This is a genomic window from Achromobacter sp. HZ01 (assembly GCF_003267925.1).
Lineage (GTDB): Bacteria > Pseudomonadota > Gammaproteobacteria > Burkholderiales > Burkholderiaceae_B > Achromobacter > Achromobacter pulmonis_A.
The window spans coordinates 1,667,754-1,687,858 of sequence record NZ_LWKV01000001.1; the positions used below are offsets into that span (position 1 = coordinate 1,667,754).

General features: G+C 68.6%; 16 protein-coding genes. 12 read left to right on the plus strand and 4 right to left on the minus strand.

From position 1 onward, the window contains the following. From A6B37_RS07770 to A6B37_RS07780, 3 genes are read left to right on the plus strand one after another with little or no spacing between them, the layout of a single operon-like run. The gene (locus A6B37_RS07770) at positions 1–1,599 is read left to right on the plus strand and encodes an AMP-binding protein (protein ID WP_111825383.1); all 1,599 of its coding nucleotides are present in this window, start codon (positions 1–3) and stop codon (positions 1,597–1,599) included. Positions 1,600–1,601: 2 nt separating this feature from the next. Further along, positions 1,602–2,345, plus strand: coding sequence for a GntR family transcriptional regulator (locus tag A6B37_RS07775; RefSeq protein ID WP_111825384.1), 744 nt, complete (start codon positions 1,602–1,604; stop codon positions 2,343–2,345). 43 nt (positions 2,346–2,388) lie between these two features. Further along, positions 2,389–3,639, plus strand: a complete 1,251-nt coding sequence (locus A6B37_RS07780; protein ID WP_111825385.1) for an ABC transporter substrate-binding protein — start codon at positions 2,389–2,391, stop codon at positions 3,637–3,639. A 10-nt stretch (positions 3,640–3,649) separates the two neighbouring features. Here the strand turns inward: A6B37_RS07780 and A6B37_RS07785 are convergent, their stop codons facing one another. Further along, positions 3,650–4,912, minus strand: coding sequence for a Zn-dependent hydrolase (locus A6B37_RS07785; protein WP_111825386.1), 1,263 nt, complete (start codon positions 4,910–4,912; stop codon positions 3,650–3,652). A 12-nt stretch (positions 4,913–4,924) separates the two neighbouring features. Continuing rightward, positions 4,925–6,280, minus strand: coding sequence for an amidohydrolase family protein (locus A6B37_RS07790; protein ID WP_111825387.1), 1,356 nt, complete (start codon positions 6,278–6,280; stop codon positions 4,925–4,927). Positions 6,281–6,381: 101 nt separating this feature from the next. Here A6B37_RS07790 and A6B37_RS07795 point away from each other — a divergent pair, with 101 nt between their 5' ends. The 9 genes from A6B37_RS07795 (at position 6,382) to A6B37_RS07835 (ending at position 18,143) form a co-directional block, all read left to right on the plus strand. After that, entirely contained in the window at positions 6,382–7,272 is an 891-nt protein-coding gene (locus A6B37_RS07795; RefSeq protein ID WP_102771454.1) for a LysR family transcriptional regulator, read from the plus strand. Positions 7,273–7,478: 206 nt separating this feature from the next. After that, on the plus strand, positions 7,479–8,570 hold the full coding sequence (locus tag A6B37_RS07800; RefSeq protein ID WP_111825571.1) for a DUF917 domain-containing protein: 1,092 nt from the start codon (positions 7,479–7,481) through the stop codon (positions 8,568–8,570). Positions 8,571–8,581: 11 nt separating this feature from the next. Then, positions 8,582–10,237, plus strand: coding sequence for a urocanate hydratase (locus tag A6B37_RS07805; RefSeq protein WP_111825388.1), 1,656 nt, complete (start codon positions 8,582–8,584; stop codon positions 10,235–10,237). A gap of 37 nt (positions 10,238–10,274) precedes the next feature. Next, positions 10,275–11,450 (plus strand): CoA transferase, encoded by a 1,176-nt coding sequence (locus tag A6B37_RS07810; protein WP_102771855.1) that lies wholly within the window; start codon positions 10,275–10,277, stop codon positions 11,448–11,450. Positions 11,451–11,461: 11 nt separating this feature from the next. Then, on the plus strand, positions 11,462–12,664 hold the full coding sequence (locus A6B37_RS07815; RefSeq protein ID WP_111825389.1) for an acyl-CoA dehydrogenase family protein: 1,203 nt from the start codon (positions 11,462–11,464) through the stop codon (positions 12,662–12,664). A gap of 9 nt (positions 12,665–12,673) precedes the next feature. Next, on the plus strand, positions 12,674–13,810 hold the full coding sequence (locus A6B37_RS07820) for an acyl-CoA dehydrogenase (RefSeq protein ID WP_111825390.1): 1,137 nt from the start codon (positions 12,674–12,676) through the stop codon (positions 13,808–13,810). Between the two features lie 90 nt (positions 13,811–13,900). After that, the gene (locus A6B37_RS07825; RefSeq protein WP_102771458.1) at positions 13,901–15,238 is read left to right on the plus strand and encodes an MFS transporter; all 1,338 of its coding nucleotides are present in this window, start codon (positions 13,901–13,903) and stop codon (positions 15,236–15,238) included. After that, a complete protein-coding gene (locus A6B37_RS07830; RefSeq protein WP_111825391.1) occupies positions 15,231–16,325 on the plus strand; it encodes an MBL fold metallo-hydrolase in 1,095 nt (364 codons plus the stop codon). The genes A6B37_RS07825 and A6B37_RS07830 overlap by 8 nt, the downstream gene beginning before the upstream one ends. Before the next feature lie 156 nt (positions 16,326–16,481). Next, positions 16,482–18,143, plus strand: coding sequence for an aromatic amino acid ammonia-lyase (locus A6B37_RS07835; RefSeq protein WP_246842434.1), 1,662 nt, complete (start codon positions 16,482–16,484; stop codon positions 18,141–18,143). 17 nt (positions 18,144–18,160) lie between these two features. Here the strand turns inward: A6B37_RS07835 and A6B37_RS07840 are convergent, their stop codons facing one another. Both A6B37_RS07840 and A6B37_RS07845 read right to left on the minus strand, forming a co-directional pair. After that, positions 18,161–18,754 carry a 2-hydroxychromene-2-carboxylate isomerase gene (locus A6B37_RS07840; RefSeq protein ID WP_111825393.1) on the minus strand — a complete coding sequence of 198 codons (594 nt, stop codon included), beginning with the start codon at positions 18,752–18,754 and terminating at the stop codon, positions 18,161–18,163. Continuing rightward, positions 18,751–20,085: an MFS transporter gene (locus A6B37_RS07845; protein ID WP_111825394.1), complete on the minus strand. Its 1,335-nt coding sequence runs from the start codon at positions 20,083–20,085 to the stop codon at positions 18,751–18,753. The genes A6B37_RS07840 and A6B37_RS07845 overlap by 4 nt, the downstream gene beginning before the upstream one ends. Positions 20,086–20,105 lie beyond the last annotated feature (20 nt).

Sequence of the window (20,105 nt, forward strand, 5' to 3'; positions counted from 1 at the left end):
ATGGACCTGCCCTACTCGACTTTTTCCGCCCACCTGGACGCGCTGGCCGAGCGCCAGCCCGACAGCCCGCTGCTGATCGACCGCGACACGCCCGTCAGCGCCGCCGCGCTGCGCGCGCGCAGCCGGGCGCTGGCCGCGGGCCTGGCGCGGCTGGGCGTGCGACCCGGCCAGCGCGTGGCGGTGTGGCTGCCGAACTGCTCGGCCTGGGTGGAATCGTTCCTGGCCTGCGCGCACCTGGGCGCGCTGGTGCTGGCGGTCAACACCCGCTTCCGGGCGCTGGAAGTGGCCGACATCCTGGGCCGCGGCCAGGCCGACTGGCTGATCTACTGGCCGGGGTTCAAGGGCATCGACTTCCAGGGCATCCTGGACCAGGTCGCGCCGCAGCACCTGGCACGGCTGGCCGGCGCCGTCGCGCTGGCGCAGCCCGGCGAATCGCCGGCGGTGCACGGCCGGCCCGCGCACCGCTACGCAGACCTGCTGGCCTGCCCCGATCCCGCGCCGGCCGCGCACGGCAACGCCGGCGTGTTGTGCTTCACCACTTCCGGCACCACGTCCAAGCCCAAATTCGTGCTGCACGACCAGGCCACGCTGCTGCGCCACGGCGCGACGGTGGCCGCGGCCTACGGCTACGACGCGCATAGCTGCGTGCTGGCCAGCGCGCCGTTTTGCGGCGCCTTCGGTTTCGCCACGCTGGCCGGCGGACTGGCCCGGGGCGTGCCGGTCGTCTGCGCGCCGGTCTTCGACGCCGCCGAATCGGCCGCCGCCGTGCGCCGCTACGCCGTCACGCACACCTACGCCAACAACGAAGCGCTGGTCGGCATGATGCAGGCCGGCGCGCCGGGCGACTTCGCCTCGGCCCGGCTGTTCGGCTTCGCCAGCTTCACGCCGGCGCTGGATCACATGCTGGACCTCGCGCGCGAGGCCGGCGTCCCGCTTACCGGCCTGTACGGTTCCAGCGAACTGGTGGCGCTGGTGGCCGGCCAGCCGCGCGACCCGGCCGAAGGCGACGTCTCCGCGCGCCACCAGCCGGGCGGCACGCTGATCTATCCCGAGGCCCGGGTGCGCGCCCGCGACCCGGCCAGCGGCGAGATCCTGCCGCACGGCCAGTCCGGCGAACTCGAAATCCTCTCGCCCAGCCTGATGCGAGGCTACCTCGACAACCCCGAGGCCAGCGCCGCCGCCGTCACGGACGACGGCTATTTCAAGACGGGCGACCTGGGCTATACGCTGACGGCGCGCCAGTTCGTGTTCCAGACCCGCATGGGCGATTCGCTGCGGCTGTCCGGCTTCCTGGTCAACCCGGTGGAGATCGAACAGCTCGTCGAGACCCTGCCCGGCGTGCGCGCCTGCCAGGTGGTCGGGGCCAACCGCGCCGGCAAGATCGTGCCCTACGCCTTCGTGCTGCTGCGCGCGGGCGCGCAGGCCGACCCGGCCGGCTGGACCGCGGCCTGCAAGGCGGCCATGGCCGGCTTCAAGGTGCCGGCGGGCTTTACCGTGCTCGACGCCTTCCCTTCGGTGGAAAGCGCCAACTCGGTCAAGATCCAGAAGCACCGGCTGCGCGAAATGGCCGACGCGCTCCTCTCCGCTTCCTCGCCCTGACCATGGCCGCGCGCAAACTTTTCTCGCACAGCCCGCAGCCGCTCTATCTGCAGGCGGCCGCGCTGTTTCGCAGCCATATCCAGAACCGCACCTGGCGGCCCGGCCAGCAGATCCCGCCGCTGGACGCGTTGATGGCCACCTACGGCATTTCGCGCGCCACCATCCGCCAGGCCTTCGGCCTGCTGGAGGAGGACGGCCTGATCCGGCGCTCGCGCGGCTCGGGCACCTTCGTCAACGCCGAACTGCCCGAAGTCCCCACGCTGCTGATACCCAAGACCTGGGCCGAAACCGTCGAGCTGAGCAATCAGTTGGGCACGGTGTCGCTGGTGGAGTCCAGCGCCGACTCGCCGCTGCCCGATTCGCTGGGCATGCCTTGCGAGGCCGGACGCGGCGGCAGCTTCCAGTACCTGCGCCGGGTCCACACCACCGACGCCGGCCCATTCTGCTACAGCGAGGTGTTCCTCGACAGCGGGCTGTTCCGCAAGCACCGCGCCCGCATCCGCAAAAGCACCGTGGCGCCGGTGCTGGACCAGTACTACGGCGCGCGCATCGACGAGGCGCGGCAGGTGCTCAACGTGATCGAGGCCGGCCAGGAATCGGCCGAGTCCCTGCAGATCCCCGTGTCCTCCCCTGTCGCCGAACTGCGGCGCTATGTCTGCATCGATGGCCGCGTGGTGTATTTCGCGCGGCTGGAATTTCCTTTCCGCAAGGTGCGCATGGAATTCGACCTGCTTGGCAGCCGCTGACCGCGCCCTTCCATTTCCCGCAGCATCCGCAACGGAGACCGCCATGAAACGCCCCGGAACACCACGGATTTTCCCGCAGTTGCGCAGCGCCCTCGCCCTGGTTTTCGCCAGCTCCGCCGTCACCGCCGGGGCCGCGACGGCCCCGCCCGGCGCGATTTCCGACGACATCGTCCGCCTGGGGCTGATCCTGGACATGAGCGGCGTGTACGCCGACGTGACCGGCAAGGGCAGCGCCACCGCGGCGCAAATGGCGATCGACGATTTCGGCGGCACGGTGCTGGGCAGGAAGATCGACCTGCTGGTGGTGGACCACCAGAACAAGGCCGACATCGCCGCGGCCAAGGCGCGTCAGTGGTACGACACCGAACAGGTGGACGCCATCATGGACGTGGCCGGCTCGGCGCCCGCGCTGGCGGTGCTGGAAGTCGCGCGCGAAAAGAAGAAGATCGTGGTCTACAGCGGACCGGGCACCGAGCGCATCACCAACGACCTGTGCTCGCCCTACTCCGTGCACTACACCTACGACACCTGGTCGCTGGCCAACACCACGGCGCGCGCCACCGTCGAACAGGGCGGCAAGAGCTGGTACTTCCTGACCGCCGACTATGCCTTCGGCCACACCTTGCAGGCCTCGGCGACCGAAGTGGTGAAGGCCAACGGCGGCACCGTGCTGGGCGCGTCGCGCCACCCGCTGGGCTCCAGCGACTTCGCCTCCTACCTGCTGCAGGCCCAGGCCAGCCGCGCGCAGATCGTGGGCCTGGCCAACGCCGGCGGCGACACCGTCAACGCCATCAAGGCGGCCAGCGAATTCGGCCTGACCAAGGGCGGCCAGAAAATGGCCGGGCTGCTGCTCTACATCAACGACATCCACGCCATCGGCCTGCAGGCCGCTGCCGGCCTGACCCTGACCGAGGCCTTCTACTGGGACATGAACGACCAGACGCGCGCCTGGTCCCAGCGCTACTACGACAAGCTCAGGAAAATGCCCAACATGAGCCAGGCCGGCACGTATTCGTCCGTGATGCACTACCTGAAGGCCGTGCAGGCCGCCGGCACCGACGAAACCGCCGCCGTCATGAAGCAGATGAAGTCCATGCCGATCAACGACTTCTTCGCCGCCAACGGCCGCATCCGCGAAGACGGCCGCATGGTGCACGACATGTACCTGTTCGAGGTCAAGCAGCCGTCGGAATCCAAGCGCCCCTGGGACTACTACAAGCTGGTGGCCACCCTGCCGGGCGACCAGGCCTTCATGCCGCTGTCGAAGTCCAGCTGTCCGCTGGTGAAGCGGTAGGACGGCGTCCTCACCGCCGCAGCGCGGAATCGAGCTCCAGCACCGTCTGGTACAGCACGCGGGCGCCATCCAGCAGCTGCTCGGGCTCGATCCATTCCTCGGGACAATGGCTGCGCCCGTTCAGGCAGGGGATGAAGATCATCCCCATCGGCCCCGTGGGCGCCATGTAGACGGCATCGTGCCCGGCGCCGCTGGGCAGGCGCATCGAGGCATATCCCAACCGCTGCGATGCGGTTTCGACCGCGCTCATCACCAGCGGCGAGCAATCGGTGGGCGCGGCGCGGCTGACCGGCGTCATGGACGCGGTCAGCCTCAGCGCCTTCAGGCCGTCGCCCACCTCGTCCATCAGCGCCTCCGGAAAGCCGTCCAGCACGGCGTCGCTGTCGCTGCGCACCTCCAGCACCATCTCCACCCTGCCCGGCACGGCGTTGGCGGCATTGGGCGTCAAGGTCAGGCGCCCCACGGTGGCGACCACGTAATGGGGCGCGCCATTCAACGCGCTGGCCCGACGGTGGGCGGCGTCGATGAACCGGGCCGCGCCCACCAGGGCGTCGCGGCGGATGTCCATGGGCGTGGTGCCGGCGTGGTCCGGCTGCCCGTCCACGGTGATCAGCACCCGACGGATACCGACGATGTTGGTGACCACGCCGATGGGTATGCGGCGGCTTTCCAGCACCGGGCCCTGTTCGATGTGCAGTTCGACGAACGCCGCGGTGCCGCCCGGACCGCGCAACGGCGCATGCAGCGCCTGCGGGTCCGCGCCGATGCGGCGCAGGCCCTCGGCCAGGCTTTCTCCCTGCGGGTTGCGCGCGGCCAGCATGGCGCTGTCCAGCTTGCCGCTCAACGCGCGGCTGCCGATGCACGAGGGACCGTAGTCGCTGGGCTCCTCGGAAAGAAAATCGATCACCTCGAACGGATGCGCCAGCTCGACGCCATGTTCCCGCATCGCGTGGGCGACTTCGATGCCGGCCAGTACGCCGATGATGCCGTCGAAGCGGCCGCCGCCGGACACCGTATCGCAATGCGAGCCGGTGGATATCGGCTTGCGGCCGGGGTCGCGCCCGGCCCTGCGTCCCGTCAGGTTGCCGCCGGCGTCGAGGCCGACCTGCAGGCCCGCGGCCTCGAATTCCTGGCGCAGCCAGTTTCGCGCTTCGGTGAACAGGGGCGAGAACGCGCGCCGGGTCCAGGGAACGCCGGGTTCGGTGAATCCGGCCAGGGTCTCGACGCGGCGCCACAGACGCTGCGCGTTCAGGGGAGGAAATTCGGCTGACATATTCCCGCCTCCTCAGGCGCTGCGCGGCCGCAGGAAACGGCCATCGCCCTTCTGGTTGACGATGCGCCGGCCATCGTACGCCTGCTGGCCGCGGCACCAGGTGCCGGCCACGCGCACGGTGAATTCCCGGCCCTCGAACGAGCTCCACTGCACCGCCGAGAGACTGGTCGCGGGGTCGTAGGCGTAGCGTTCCGGCTTGAGGATGACGATGTCGGCGTCCTTGCCCACTTCCAGCGTGCCCTTGCGGTCGTCGAGCAGGAAGTGCTGCGCCGGGTTGCGGCTCAACTGCCGCACCACCATGGACGGTGCGATGCCATGCTCTTCGCAGCCGGTCCAGAATGCCGGCAGCAGCGTTTCCAGGCCCGGGCCGCCGGACGAGTTCTTGAAGACGTTGGGATTCTGCTTGCGCTCCAGGCCCCAGCTCACATGGTCCGACGAGACGAAAGTGCATTCGTCGTTGGCGATGTGCGTCCACAGCAGGTCCACCTCGGCCTTGGGCCGGATCGGCGGGTAGTGCTTGGTCTTGGCGCCGAAACGGCGGGTATGTTCCTCATGATTGAGCATCAAGTACTGCACGCAGGTCTCGATGCTGGCGCGATGGCCGCTGCGGCGATACATGTTGCAGATTTCGAACCCGCGCGACGTCGACACGTGCACGGCGTGCGCGCGCGCGCCCGTCTCGGCGCCGATCTCGTAGATCAGCGCCGTGGCGAGGTTTTCGATCAGCGGCGTATGGGCGCGCATGAAGGCGTCCCAGCCCGTGTCGCCGGCGTCGACCAGGCGCGCGATGTTCTTGCGCGTCAGTTCCTGCATCTGGTTGTGCACGCCGCAGGCCAGGCCCGACGGCGCGATCAGGCGGAACGCCTCATACAGGTCGTCCTCTTCGATGCGGGGAAAGCGCCCCGGGGTGGCTTCGAAGGTGGAGAACTTGAACGCGCACACGCCGCCTTCGATGAGTCCCGCCGCGGCCTGCAGGCCGTGCTCGGTATTCAGGGTGCCGAACAGCGCGACGTCCACGTGACAGTCGCGCTGCGCTTCGGCGATCTTGGCGTCCAGCTGCGGACGCGACGCCACCGGTTGCGGGTCGTCGTAAGGCATGTCCACCATGACCGTGACCCCGCCCGCGGCTGCCGCGCGCGAAGCCCATCCCAGCCCTTCCTGGTTCTGCTGGCTGCCCGCGTGCACCTGGCCGTCCACCACCCCGGGCACGATCCACAGCCCCCGCGCGTCCACGCTGTCGCGCGCCGCGGGCGGCTCGCCGACGCCGCGCGCCGCGATTTTCCCGTCCCGAACCGCCAGCCAGGCGTCGGCCGCCACCGCGTCCGGATCGACGATATTGCCGCGCACCACCAAATCGAAATCGCTCATGACTGCATCCATTCCTTGATTGAGTGCAGGAAGTGTAGTGAGCGACCATCCAAAACGTCTTATGCTTATATGTATGTAGCAATTAACATCAGGTTAATCGGATGAAATTGAATCTGCGGCAGATCGAGGTCTTCCGGGCCATCATGCTCAGCGGTTCCATCAGCGGCGCGTCCAAGCTGCTGTTCGTGTCCCAACCGGCCGTCAGCCGGCTGATCGCCTATACCGAGCAGCGCCTGGGCCTGATGCTGTTCCAGCGCATCAAGGGCCGGCTCTACCCCACCCCGGAGGCGCGCCGGCTGTTCGTGGAAGTCACGGCCCTCTACCAGAACGTGCAGCGGGTCAACGAAGTGGCGGACAACCTGGCGGAAAACCGCGAGGGCCAGCTGCGCCTTTCCTGCAGCCCCAGCCTGGGCCAGTCGCTGCTGCCGCGCGCCATCGCGCAGTTCCGCCGCCACTTTCCCGAGGTCCGCATCGTGCTGCAGACGCTGATTCCCGCCGTGATGCAGCAATCCCTGCTGACGCAGCAGGTGGAGCTGGGCGTGGCGTACATGCCCGTGGACCACCCGAGCCTGGCCTGGCAGCCGCTGTACGAAAACAAGATCGTGGCGGTGCTGCCCAAGGGCCATCCCCTCGCCGCGCGCGGCAAGGTGACGGTGCGCGACCTGGTCAACGAGCCCTTGATCGGCTATAGCGCCGACATTCCGTTCGGCATACTGATCAACAAACTGTTCGGCGGCGAAGAGGCGCAGCCCGAGCCGCGCATCGAAGTCCAGCAGGCCCACGTCGCCTGCGCCCTGGTGCAGGCGGGCGCGGGCGTGGCGCTGGTGGACGAAATCACGGTGGCCGGGCCGATCTGGTCAGAAGTGGTCACCGTGCCCATCAGCGGAACGGTGAACGCCCCGGTCAACGTGTTCCACCTGCAGTTGCAGCCGCTGTCGCGGCTGGCGCTGGCATTCATCAACGTGCTGCACAACCTCGACCAGGACGCCTAGCGCCGGCCACTGCACTGGGGATATCCCTTAGGGCGCTAGGTCGTGGGTTGACGCCCCCACTCTGGCGGCCGCCATCGATTAACGTGATGTTATGCATAAGGCATAAAAGGTAATACGACATTATCAAATTTGATTCCTATGATGCCCCCGTCTATCCCGTGTCCAACGCGCGGGAAGGTTTCAACAGCAATCGGGAGGAAGGCATCATGGGAAGAATCTTGACTATGCGCGATGTCGAGGCGGCGGTCCGGGGCGGCTCGGTATTCGCCTGCGGCGGCGGCGGCTGGGCCGAGCACGGCCGTGAACTGGGTTCGATGGCGGTCACCATCGGCCGGCCGGAACTGGTCTCGATGGACGAAGTGCCGGACGACGCCTGGATCGCCACGGCCGCGGCCATCGGCGCCCCGGGCGGACTGACCGACTGGCAGATGCTGGGCATCGATTACGTCAAGGCCGCGCAGCGGCTGCAGGACGCGCTGGGCGAACCCGTGTACGGGCTGATCATCGGCCAGAACGGCATGTCCAGCACCCTCAACGGCTGGCTGCCTTCGGCGGTGCTGGGCACCAAGGTCGTGGACGCCGTGGGCGACATCCGCGCCCACCCCACCGGCGACATGGGCTCGCTGGGCATGGCGGGCAGCCCCGAGCCGATGATCCAGTGCGCCGTCGGCGGCAATCGCGCCAGCAACTCCTATATCGAACTGACCGTCCACGGCGCCACCGGCAAGGTGTCGCCGGTGCTGCGCAAGGCCGCGGACATGGCGGGCGGCTTCATCGCAAGCTGCCGCAACCCGATACGCGCGTCGTATGTGCGCCGGCATGCGGCGCTGGGCGGCATCAGCAAGGCCCTGGCGCTGGGCGAGGCCATACTCGCGGCGCAACCGCGCGGCGGCAGCGCCGTGATCGACGCCATCTGCAAGGCCACTGCCGGCGAAATCATCGGCTCGGGCAAGGTCGTGCGCAACACGCTGCAATACACCGAGGAAGCCTTCGACATCGGCACCGTGGAAATCGGCGAAGGCGCGGGCAAGCGCGTGATCCACGTGATGAACGAACACATGGCGGTGACCGACGCCCACGGCGAACGCATCGCCTGCTATCCGGACGTCATCACCACGCTGGACGCCGACGGCAACCCGGTAAGCGCCGGAAAGCTGCGCCCGGGCCTGGAGGTCAGCATCCTGCACGTCAGCAAGCAACACATCCCCCTGTCTTCCAGCGTCACCGATCCCTCGGTCTATCCGATCGTGGAAAAGGCATTGGGCATGAACTTCACCGACTACGCACTGGCACCCTGAGGAACACCGACGTGAAACGCGAATTCAATATCCCCGGCGGCAATGCGCTGCGCTGCAAAGGATGGCGCCAGGAAGCCTTGCTGCGCCTGCTGGAGAACGTGCTGGCCGTGGGCGAGGACCCCGACAACCTGGTGGTCTATGCCGCGCTGGGCCGGGCCGCGCGCGACTGGCCTTCGCATGACGCCATCGTGCAGGCCTTGCTCGACCTGGAAGAAGACCAGACCCTGATCGTGCAGTCGGGCAAGCCCATCGGCGTGCTGCGCACGCATCCGCAGGCGCCCATCGTCATCATGGCCAACTGCAATATGGTCGGCCAATGGGCGCGGGCCGAGAATTTCTACCAGTGGGAACGGGACAACCTGATCTGCTGGGGCGGGCTGACGGCGGGAGACTGGCAGTACATCGGCTCGCAAGGCGTGATCCAGGGAACCTACGAGATCTTTTCGCGCATCGCCGAGCGCCATTTCGGCAATGACCTGCGCGGCCGCTTCATCCTGACGGCGGGCATGGGCGGCATGGGCGGGGCGCAGCCGCTGGCCGGCCGCATGGCGAACGCCGCCATCCTCACGGTCGAGATCAATCCCGAACGCATCGAAAAACGGATCAAGGCCGGCTTCCTGGAGCGGCGCGCGGACTCGCTGGACGAAGCGCTGGAACTGATCCGCCAGGCGCAGGCCCGCCGCGAGCCCATTTCCGTGGGCCTGCTGGGCAATGCCGCCGACGTCTATCCGGAGATCCTGGCGCGCGGCATCGTGCCGGACATCGTCACGGACCAGACGTCGGCGCATGACCTGGTCTACGGCTACATCCCCGCCGGCTACACGCTGGAGCAGGTGGCGCAATTGCGCCGCACCGACGTTTCCCGCCTGATGGACGCCAGCCGCGAGTCCATCGTGCGCCACGTCACCGCGATGCTGGGCTTCAAGGACCGCGGCGCGGTGGTGTTCGACAACGGCAACCTCATCCGCACCCACGCCAGCCAGGGCGGCGTCGAGCGCGCCTTCGAGATCCCGGTCTTCACGGAAGCCTTCCTGAGGCCGCTGTTCGCGCGCGCCATCGGCCCGTTCCGCTGGATCGCGCTGTCCAACGATCCCGAAGACATCCGCAAGATCGACGATTTCCTGCTGCGGCGTTTTCCGGACAACTTCATCGTGTCCAACTGGATCAGGCTGGCGCGCGAAGAGGTGCCGTTCGAGGGGCTGCCCGCGCGCATCGCCTGGCTGGGCCACGGCGAACGCACCGAACTGGCGCTGGAGGTGAACCGGATGGTTCGCGACGGCGAGCTGAGCGCGCCGGTCGCCTTCACGCGCGACCACCTGGACGCCGGCGCGATGGCCCACCCCAACATCATGACGGAAAACATGCGCGATGGCTCGGACGCCATTGCCGACTGGCCGCTGCTCAACGCGATGATCAACTGTTCGTCCAGCGCCGACCTGGTGGCGATCCATTCGGGCGGCGGCGGATACAGCGGCTACATGACCAGCGCCGGCGTCACCGTCGTGGCCGACGGCTCCAGCGCTGCCGACGAGCGGCTGCGCCTGTCCTTGACCAACGACACGGCCAGCGGCGTGCTGCGCTATGCGGACGCCGGCTACGAAGAGGCCCTGGACGAGGTGAACAAAAAGGGAATCGCCCGCATCGATACCGCCGCGGGCGGCCGTTGATTCCACGGGCATGGCGACTGGCGACATGGAAAACAAAATGCTGCAAGGCTTGCGGGTGCTGGATTTCACGAGGGTGCTAGCCGGGCCCTATTGCACCGCGATGCTCGCCGACCTGGGCGCCGAGGTGATCAAGGTCGAACCGCCGCAAGGCGACGACCAGCGGCACATGGGCCGCATGGTCCAGGGCGAAAGCACCAACTTCATCCTCAACAACCGGGGCAAGAAAAGCGTGCGCCTCGACCTGAAGCATGCCGAGGGCCAGCGCATCGCGCGCGAACTCGCCGCCAGAAGCGACGTGGTCATCGAGAACTTCAAGCCCGGCGTGGCCGACAGGCTGGGCATCGGCTATGCCGAGCTGGCCGGGCGCAAACCCGACCTGGTGTATTGCAGCATCTCCGGGTTCGGCCAGAATGGCCCCAACGCGGGGCGGCCGTCCTACGACGTGGTGGCGCAGGCCATGAGCGGAATGATGAGCCTGACCGGCGAGGCCGACGGCGCGCCGACGCTCATCGGCGAGTCGGTCGGCGACATCTGCGCCGGCATGTTCGCCGCCTGGGGAATCATGGCCGCCCTGTACGACCGCGAACGCAGCGGACGCGGCCGCCATATCGATGTGGCCATGTTCGATGCGCTGCTGGCCATGCAGCCCACCGCGCTGGCCCAGTACCTGTTCGGCGGCGTCCCGCCGGTGCGCGTCGGCAACCGGCATCCGCTGAGCTCGCCCTTCGGCGCCTACGCCGCGCGCGACGGGCACCTGGTCATCGCGGCGGCCAACGACAAGCTGTTCCAGGCGGTGGCGGACACCATAGGCCGGCCCGACCTGCCCGCCGATCCGCGCTTCGGCAGCGACGGCGAGCGCAGCCGCAACGACGCCGAGCTGCGGCCGCTGATCGAGGCGTGGAGCACGACGCAAAGCGTGGAAGAGGCCGTGGCGGCCCTGACGCGAGCCGGCGTACCCGCCGCGCCCATCCAGGACACGGCCCAGGCGATCGACAGCGAACAGGCGCGCGTGCGGCGGCTGGCCACCCGCGCGCTCCACCCCGTGCTGGGCGAGGTGGAACTGGTCGAGCAGCCGGTGCATTTTTCCGGGGTGGCGCGGGGCAGGCTGGATGGCGCGCCGACGCTGGGGCAGCACAGCGCGTCAGTGCTCGCCGAGGTATTGGGAATGGACGCCGCGGCCATCGACGGCCTGCGCGCGGCGGGCGTGATCTGAGGAGAAACGGAATGGAAATGCGGTTCAGCCCGGAAGAAGAGCGATTCCGCTGCGAAGTACGCGATTTCATCGCGCAGAACCTGCCGAGCGATATCCGGCGCAAGGTGGAACTGGGGCTGCGTCTGGAACGCAGCGATTACGTGCGCTGGCAGGACATCCTGGCGGCGCGCGGCTGGTATGCGGTGAACTGGCCCGAGCAGTACGGCGGGCCCGGCTGGAGCCCGGTGCAGAAGTATCTGTTCCAGCAGGAGTATGGCGCGCAGCCCTGTCCGCCGCTGGTGCAGTTCGGCGTCAACATGGTGGGGCCGGTGATCTACACCTATGGCGACGAAGCGCAGAAGGCGCGCTTTCTGCCGCGCATCCTGGCCAACCGCGACTGGTGGTGCCAGGGCTATTCCGAGCCGGGGTCCGGCTCGGACCTGGCTTCGCTGCGCACGACGGCCGTGCGCGACGGCGACGATTACATCGTCAACGGCTCCAAGATCTGGACCACCTGGGCGCAATGGGCCGACTGGATGTTCGCCCTGGTGCGCACCAGCAAGGAAGAACGCCCCCAGCAGGGCATCTCTTTCCTGCTGCTGGACATGCGCTCGCCCGGCATCAGCCTGCGCCCCATCCGCATGCTGGACGGAGACGCCGAAGTCAACGAGGTGTTCTTCGACAACGTGCGGGTTCCGGCTTCCCAGCTGGTCGGCGGAGAAGGCGCCGGCTGGTCCTACGGCAAGTTCCTGCTCGAACACGAGCGCTTCGTGATCTCGGGCGTGGCCCGCTCCAAACGCCTGCTGTCGCGGGTCAAGGGCGTGGCGCAGCGCCTGCCCGACGGCATGGGCGGCTGCCGGCTGGACGACCCTGCCCTGCGCCTGCGCGTGGCGGACCTGGAAACGCAGCTGTGCGCGCTGGAATACACCGAGCTGCGCTTTCTTAGCGCCATGAACGCGGGCCAGAGTCCCGGCAGCGCCGCCTCCATCCTGAAGATACGCGGCACGGAAATCGAACAGTCGATCAGCGAACTGGCCATGGACTGCCTGGGCGCGGACGCGCTGGCCCTGGACGAAGCGCTGCTGGACGGAACGGGCGCCGACGCCGACGCGCTGGGTCCGGATTTCGCGGCGGCCGCCGGGCCGCTCTACCTCAATCTGCGCAAGGTCACGATCTGGGGCGGGTCCAACGAAATCCAGCGCAACATTCTGGCCAAGCACGTGCTGGCGCTGTAGGAGACGACGATGGATTTTTCGTTCAATGAAGTGCAGCGCATGCTGCAGGACAGCACCGAGGCCTACGTGCGCGACTGCGGCGATTTCGAACGGCGCAGGCGCCTGGTCGCCAGCGCCCGCGGCTATGCGCCGGAAGACTGGACGCTGATGGCCGAACTGGGATGGCTGGCGTTGCTGCTGCCGGAAGACCTGGGCGGCATCGGCGGCGGGCCGGTGGAGGCCATGATCGTCATGGAGGCGTTGGGCAAGGCGCTGGCCGGCGAGCCCTACCTGGCGACCGCCGTCCTGGGCGCGGGCTGCCTGCTGCGCCACGGCAGCCCGGCGCAGCGCGAAGCCTGCCTGGGCCCGCTTGCCCGCGGCGACTACAGAATGGCGCTGGCCCACCGCGAGGCCGGCGCGCACGAAAACCGCTACGCCGTCGCCATGAAAGCGCGGCGCGACGGCGACGGCTACGTGCTGCAGGGCGCCAAGCACACGGTGTCGGACGCGCCGGGCGCACAGGCGTTCATGGTGTCGGCGCGCACCGCCGGCCAGCCGGGCGAGCGCGACGGCATCACCCTGTTCCTGGTGCCGGCCGACGCGCCGGGCGTGACGCAGCGCGCCTTCCGCAGGCTGGACGGCGGCAACGCCGCGCACCTGCGCTTCGACGACGTGCGCATCGACCGGGCCGCCGTGCTGGGCCGGCCGGACGAAGGCGCCGCCGTGCTGGACGACCTGTACGCGCACGCGATCGGCGCGCTGTGCGGCGACGCCGTCGGCGCGATGCAGGCCATGCACGACGCAACCCTGGCCTATCTGAAAGTGCGCCAGCAGTTCGGGCGCGCCATCGGCGCCTTCCAGGCGCTGCAGCACCGGCAGGTGGACATGTACACGGCGCTGGAAGAAGCCCGTTCGCTCACCCTGGCGGCCAACATGGCGCTGGCCGAAGGCCTGCCGGAGGCGACGCGGCTGCTTTCCATGGCCAAGGCGCAGGTCGGCAGGTCCGCGCGCATCGTCGGCCAGGGCGCGATCCAGCTCCATGGCGGCATCGGCATGACCGAGGAATTGCAGGTCGGCGCGCATTTCAAGCGGGTGACGGTGATCGAGGCCCGGTTCGGCTCGCGCCAGCACCATCTTTCCGAACTGGCCTCGAGCCGGCCAGCGTAGCAAGCGAAAACCCTCTCCCGCCCGAGGCGGGAGAGCCACAGGCGATACATATAGCGTCATACAGGCGCACACGACCTCGATGGGGAAAAAATGAAAGACATCACGCTCAACCCGGGAGCCGCCGCCATGCCGGACCATGAGTCCGCTCCAGCGGCCGGCATGCACAGCGGACGCAAGGCGGTCATCGCCGCGTCGGCCGGCAATGCGCTCGAATGGTACGACTTCACGGTCTATGCCCTGTTCGCGGTGTACATCGGGCAGAACTTCTTCCAGAACTCCGATCCGGCGGTCCAGCTGATGGCGTCGTTCCTGGCCTTCGGGCTGGGTTTCGTCGTGCGGCCGCTGGGCGCGCTGGTGCTGGGCTCCTACGGCGACCGCGCCGGCCGCAAGGCGGCGCTGACGCTGACCATCATGCTGATGGCCCTGGGAACGCTGCTCATCGCCGCCGCGCCTCCCTATGCGGCGATCGGCGTGGGCGCGCCGCTGCTCATCGTGTGCGGCCGGGTGCTGCAGGGTTTTTCGGCCGGCGGCGAAGTGGGCGGCGCCACCGCCTTCCTGGTCGAACATGCGCCCGAAGGCAAGCGCGGCCAATACGCCTCGTGGCTGCAGGCCAGCATGGGCATCTCCAACCTGCTGGGCGCGCTGGTCGCGACCCTGGTCACCACGCTGCTGACCGAACAGCAGGTGGGCGAATGGGGCTGGCGCGTGCCGTTCATCATCGGCCTGGCGATCGCGCCGGTCGGCCTGTGGATGCGCCGGGCGCTGGACGAAACGCCGCACTTCCGCGAGGAACAGGCGCGCCAGGCCCGCCAGGGCAAGCCCGTCAAAACGCCGCTGCTGTCGGTGATCCGCGACTATCCCAAAGAGCTGCTGACGGGCCTGTGCATCTCCGTGCTGTGGGCCATCGGCCCCTATGCGCTGATCATCTTCATGCCCATCTACGTACAGAAGTCGATGGGCTTTTCCAGTTCGCAAGCCTTCCTGGCCGCCCTGGTGGGCAACCTGTTCCTGATCGGGGGCTGCGTCTTCGCCGGCACGCTGTCGGACCGCTACGGCCGCCGCAACGTGCTGCGCGTGGCCGCCCTCATCATGCTGCTCGCCGTCTATCCGCTCATGATGTGGCTGCGGGACTCGCATACCCAGGGCACGCTCATCGTGGTGCAGTCGCTGTTCTGCCTGATGGTGTCCTTGTATGTGGGCGTGGCGCCGGCGGCGCTGTCCGAGGTCTTTCCCACCGCGGTGCGCTCCTCGGGCATGTCCCTGTCGTACAACACGGCGGTCACCGTCCTGGGCGGCTTCGCCCCCGCCATCCTGACCTGGATCACCTACACCACGGGGATCGCGTTCGCCCCCGCCTTGTATGTAATGGGCGCCAGCGCGGTTGCGCTGGTCGCGTTGACCCTTCTTCCGCAGAGCCGCCATGTTTAACGCCAAAGCACGCAAGACATTGATCGCCGCCGCCTTCGCGCTGGCGAGCCTGGCTTCGGGTTCGCTCGCGGCCGAACCCCCGCCCGCGGCCGAGCTGGTCCTGCTCGGCGTGGCCGGAGGACCGACCTGGTACGGCGAGGACTCGCCCCATGGAATCTCGTCGGCGGTGGTGGTGGACGGCCGGGCCTATATCGTCGATCTGGGTTCGGGCGCCTACCGCCAGCTGCGGCGCGCCGGCGTCAAGCCCGGCGCGGAGCAGGCGCTGTTCTTCACCCACCTGCACACCGACCATGTCATCGACCTGGCCACCCTGTTGATGTACGACCCCAGCGCCCGGCGCCGGGCCAAGGCCTCCATGCAGATCTACGGCCCCGGACGCCGCGGCGTGCTGCCGCCGCTGGCGCCCGGCATGAAGGACGATCCGGTGATCCATGCCGAAAACCCCTCGGCCGGAACCCGCGATCTGGTCGAATCGGTCGTCGCCGGCATGTCGGCCGACCTCAACATACGCGTGCGCAGCGAAGGCGTGCCGGACATCCGCCAGTTCTTCGACGCGCACGATATCGCCGTGCCGGCCGGCGTGGTGCGGGACCCGAACACGGACCCGGCGCCGCCGATGGAACCGTTCCCCGTCTGGCAGGATGAGCGCGTCAAGGTCAGCGCCGTGCTGGTGCCGCACGGGCTGGTGTATCCCAACTTCGCCTATCGTTTCGACACCGCCGCGGGTTCGGTGGTGTTCTCGGGCGACACCGCGGTCAGCGAAAACCTGATCAGGCTGGCGCGCGGCGCCGACGTTCTGGTGCACGAGGCGATCGATCCGGCCTGGGTCGACCACATCGTCGGCGCCAAGCCCTGGAACGCGCGCCAGCAGGCCTTGGCCAAACAGTTGCTGGAAGCGCACACCACCCCCGAGCAGGCCGGCGAAGTGGCCGCCCGTGCGGGCGTCAAGACGCTGGTGCTGTCGCATCTGGTGCCCGGCGACGCGCCCCCCGAACATTGGGAAAAAGCCCGCCAGACCTTCCCGGGCCCGGTCGTGCTGGGCCAGGACCTGCTGCGCCTGCCGCTGCGCGGCCAGGCCCGCCCTTAGCACCGGCAACGCCTCGACCTCCATCGCCGCGGGCCTCTCCGTCGCCCGCGGCGGCGCCACGCCCATTTCCTCTCGCCAGGAGTCCTGATGCCCGACTGCAATCGCCATCCCGTCCCCGCCCTCGCCCCGCCTGCGCGCGCCGCCCTGCCTGCGGCCATGCTGCTGGCGGCCCTGCTTGCGTCCGCGGCGACCGCCGCCCCCGCCTGCGATCCGGTCGCGCTCGACGGCCGCTCGCTCACCTTGGCGCAGGTCGAATCCGTGGCCCGGCGGGGCTGCGGCGTGACCCTGGCCGACGACGCCATGCTGCGGGCCCAGCGTTCGTACGACCTTCTGCTCGCGTATGCCCGGCTGGAACGTCCCGTGTACGGCCTGAACCGCGGCGTCGGACTCAACAAGGACCAGACCATTTTCGAGGGCAGCGAGATTTCGGCCGAGGTCCGCAAGCTGTCGGAACAGTTCAACCGCAACCTGCTGCGCTCGCACAGCGCCGCCTACGGCGCCGAGTCGCCGCAGGACGTCACGCGCGCGGCGATGCTCATCCGGCTCAATACCGCCCTGTTCGGCGGTTCGGGCATGCAGCCGGCGGTGCTGCGCCAGTACGCCGAATTCATCAACCGCGGGATCACTCCCGTCATGTTCGGCGAAGGCTCGGTCGGGGAAGCGGACATCACGATCCTGCCGCAGATCGGACTGGCCATGACGGGCGAAGGCGAAGCCTATTATGGCGGCCGGCGCCTGCCCGCGGCCGAGGCGCTGCGCCAGGCCGGCCTGGAGCCGGTGCGGCCCTTCGGCAAGGACGCGCTGTCCATCGTCAGTTCGAACGCCTATGGCGCCGCCGTCGCATCGCTGGCGGCGCTGGACGCCGCCAGGCTGCTGACGCAGGCCGACACGGTCGCGGCGCTGTCGCTGGAAGGCCTGAACGGCAATCTCGCGCCGATACTGCCGGCCGCGCAGGCCCAGCGCCCCTACGGCGGGCAACTGCGCACGGCGCAGCACATGACGGCCATGCTGCAAGGCAGTTCGCTCTGGCAGCAGGACGCCCAGCGGCCGCTGCAGGACCCGCTGAGCTTTCGCACGGTGAGCCAGGCGCACGGCGCGGCGCGCGACATGCTGGACCTGCTGCAACGGCAGCTGCAGCTGCAGATCAACAGTTCCGACGACAATCCCACCGTGGCCCTGGACGCCCGCCCGCCCGAGACGGCGCAGCCCTACGAGCGCCAGTTCTACGTCACCGAAGGGCCCGTCCGCGGCGCCGTGCTGCCCAGCGCCGGATTCGATCCCAGCGGCTGGGCGCTGCCCCTGCAGGGCATGACGGTGGCCCTGTCCCAGGTGGCGCAATTGTCGACGCAACGCACGCTCAGGCTGACGGACCCGGGCTTCACCGGCCTGCCGAGGTTTCTGAGCCCGGGCAACGGCGCGATCGGCTATGGCCCCATCCAGAAAACCGTCTCCTCGCTGGCGGCGGAGATCCGGACCCTGTCCATGCCGATGTCGACCGACGTGCAGCCCCAGGCCGGAAACATCGAGGACGTGGGCACCAACGCGCCCGCCTCCGGACGCAGGCTGGCCGCCCAGGTCGACCGCATGACGACGCTGCTGGCGGTGGAGCTGATGCACGCCGCCCAGGCGGTGGACCTGCGCATTGCGAAACAGCCCGATTTCAAGACCGGTGCGGGCACCGGGGCCTTGTGGCGCGAGTTCCGCAAGCAGGTTCCTTACATGGCGGAGGACCGCCGCAACGACGTCGACATCGTGCGTGCCGCCGAATTCCTGGCGCGCGGCCGCAGCCAGGCCGAAGCAGGCGCGACCGCGCGGTGAAACGGGCGGCGCGCCGCCTAGGCCGCGACCGCCTCCTCCAGCATGTCGAGCCTGTCCTGCCCCCAGAACAGCTCGCCGCGATAGACGTAGGACGGCGACCCGAATACCCCGGCTGCCACCGCGGCATCGGTGTTGCGCCGATAGGCTGCCTCCGTTTCGGGCCGCGCCGCCGCCTCCAGCAGCGCCGCGGCGTCCAGGCCCTCGCGCTGCACGATGGCGCGTAGCGTGGCCGGGTCGGAAATATCCTGCTCGTCGCACCACTGCGCTTTCAGAATGGCCTTGTACAGGGCCGCCACCGGCAGGCCCGCGCTGTCGGCCGCGATGACGATGCGCGAGGCCAGGCTGGCGTCCGGGCACATGTGGGCCGGCTGCGGATTGACGTGGATGCCCAGCTTGCGGCACCAGCGCGCCAGTTCCGCCACGCGGTAGGCCTGGCGCTCTGGCGCGCGCCGGCCCAGCAATATGCCGCCGGTGCGGGCGTAGACCTCGGGCAGGTCTACCGGCAGGTAGCGGATCGCCGCCTGTCGCCTGGCCGCCAGCGCCTCCAGGCGGTCGGCGCCCAGGTATGCCCAGTCCGAATTCATCCAGAAGTAATAATCGATGGTCTTCATGGCGTCCTCAGGTCCGTGCGGGTCGGCACGCGCAGCACGGGCGCAGCGGCTTCGCTGCGCATGCGCCAGGCGCTGTACAGGGCGACCAGCCCCAGGAGCGCCAGATACCACACCACGTACTTGGGATCGCCACCGCCTTTGGCCAGCAGCCAGGTCGCCACGATGGGCGCAAGCCCGCCGCCGATGGCGCCGGAGACCTGCACCGCCAGCGAAATTCCCGTATAGCGCACATGGGCCGGGAACTGGCTGGAAAACAGTGTGCCCTCCGGCCCGTACAGGCAGGCATACACCAGGCCGATCGCCAGGCACACCGCCGCGATGATCCAGCCAGTCTCACGGCTGCCCAGCCACAGGAAGAACAGCGGCGCGCACACCAGGATACCGATGGTGCCGGCCATGAACACCCACTTGTGACCGATGCGGTCGCCCAGCATGCCGAACAGCGGCATGGTGATGAGCGCCAGCGCCGCGCCCCAGATGGTGGCGTCCAGCATCACCGAGCGGGGGATGCCCAGCGTGCCGGTCGCGTAGGCCAGGGAAAACGTCACCACGGTATAGAACCAGGTCACTTCCGCCAGCCTCGCGCCCACCACCACCAGCAGCGCGCGGCGATGGTTTTTCAGCACCTCGGCCACCGGCACTTCGACCTTGGCGCCCTTGTCGCGCATCTGCTCGAAGTCCGGCGATTCGGCCACCTTGACGCGGATGAACCAGCCCACCAGCAGCAGCACCACGCTGGCCAGAAACGGCAGGCGCCAGCCCCAGGCCAGCATGTCGGCCTCGGGCAGGGACGCGACCGCCCCCATCGCCAGTGACGACAGGATCAGGCCCGGCGCCACGCCGGCCTGCGGCAGGCTGCCGAAGAAGCCCTTTTTGCCATTGGGAGCGTGCTCTACCGCCATCAGCACCGCCCCGCCCCATTCGCCGCCCACCGCGATGCCTTGCAGAAAACGCATCAGCACCAGCAGCACCGCGGCCCAGTAGCCGATCTGCTCGTAGGAAGGAATCAGTCCGATCAGTATCGTGGGCACGCCCATCAGCAGCAGCGTGATCAGCAGCATGGACTTGCGGCCTATCTTGTCGCCGTAGTGGCCGAAGATCACGCCGCCCAGCGGCCGCGCGAAAAAACCCACCGAATAGGTGGCGAACGCCGCCAGCGTACCGGTCAGCGGATCGAAGGCCGGAAAGAAGATCTTGTTGAAGATCAGCGCCGCGGCCGTGCCATAAAGAAAAAAGTCGTACCACTCGATCGTGGTGCCCATCATGCTGGCCAGTCCGGCCGTCACGTATTCGCGGCGCGAGCGCGCAGCCGCTGGCTTGGTCGTCATCATGTCGTGACTCCCCGAAAAGT

Excerpts from the sequence above, each read along its gene's own strand:
- A6B37_RS07770 (WP_111825383.1), top strand. The coding sequence starts at position 1 with ATGGACCTGCCCTACTCGACTTTTTCCGCCCACCTGGACGCGCTGGCC.
- A6B37_RS07775 (WP_111825384.1), top strand. The coding sequence starts at position 1,602 with ATGGCCGCGCGCAAACTTTTCTCGCACAGCCCGCAGCCGCTCTATCTG.
- A6B37_RS07780 (WP_111825385.1), top strand. The coding sequence starts at position 2,389 with ATGAAACGCCCCGGAACACCACGGATTTTCCCGCAGTTGCGCAGCGCC.
- A6B37_RS07785 (WP_111825386.1), bottom strand. The coding sequence starts at position 4,912 with ATGTCAGCCGAATTTCCTCCCCTGAACGCGCAGCGTCTGTGGCGCCGC.
- A6B37_RS07790 (WP_111825387.1), bottom strand. The coding sequence starts at position 6,280 with ATGAGCGATTTCGATTTGGTGGTGCGCGGCAATATCGTCGATCCGGAC.
- A6B37_RS07795 (WP_102771454.1), top strand. The coding sequence starts at position 6,382 with ATGAAATTGAATCTGCGGCAGATCGAGGTCTTCCGGGCCATCATGCTC.
- A6B37_RS07800 (WP_111825571.1), top strand. The coding sequence starts at position 7,479 with ATGGGAAGAATCTTGACTATGCGCGATGTCGAGGCGGCGGTCCGGGGC.
- A6B37_RS07810 (WP_102771855.1), top strand. The coding sequence starts at position 10,275 with ATGCTGCAAGGCTTGCGGGTGCTGGATTTCACGAGGGTGCTAGCCGGG.
- A6B37_RS07815 (WP_111825389.1), top strand. The coding sequence starts at position 11,462 with ATGGAAATGCGGTTCAGCCCGGAAGAAGAGCGATTCCGCTGCGAAGTA.
- A6B37_RS07820 (WP_111825390.1), top strand. The coding sequence starts at position 12,674 with ATGGATTTTTCGTTCAATGAAGTGCAGCGCATGCTGCAGGACAGCACC.
- A6B37_RS07825 (WP_102771458.1), top strand. The coding sequence starts at position 13,901 with ATGAAAGACATCACGCTCAACCCGGGAGCCGCCGCCATGCCGGACCAT.
- A6B37_RS07830 (WP_111825391.1), top strand. The coding sequence starts at position 15,231 with ATGTTTAACGCCAAAGCACGCAAGACATTGATCGCCGCCGCCTTCGCG.
- A6B37_RS07835 (WP_246842434.1), top strand. The coding sequence starts at position 16,482 with ATGCTGCTGGCGGCCCTGCTTGCGTCCGCGGCGACCGCCGCCCCCGCC.
- A6B37_RS07840 (WP_111825393.1), bottom strand. The coding sequence starts at position 18,754 with ATGAAGACCATCGATTATTACTTCTGGATGAATTCGGACTGGGCATAC.
- A6B37_RS07845 (WP_111825394.1), bottom strand. The coding sequence starts at position 20,085 with ATGATGACGACCAAGCCAGCGGCTGCGCGCTCGCGCCGCGAATACGTG.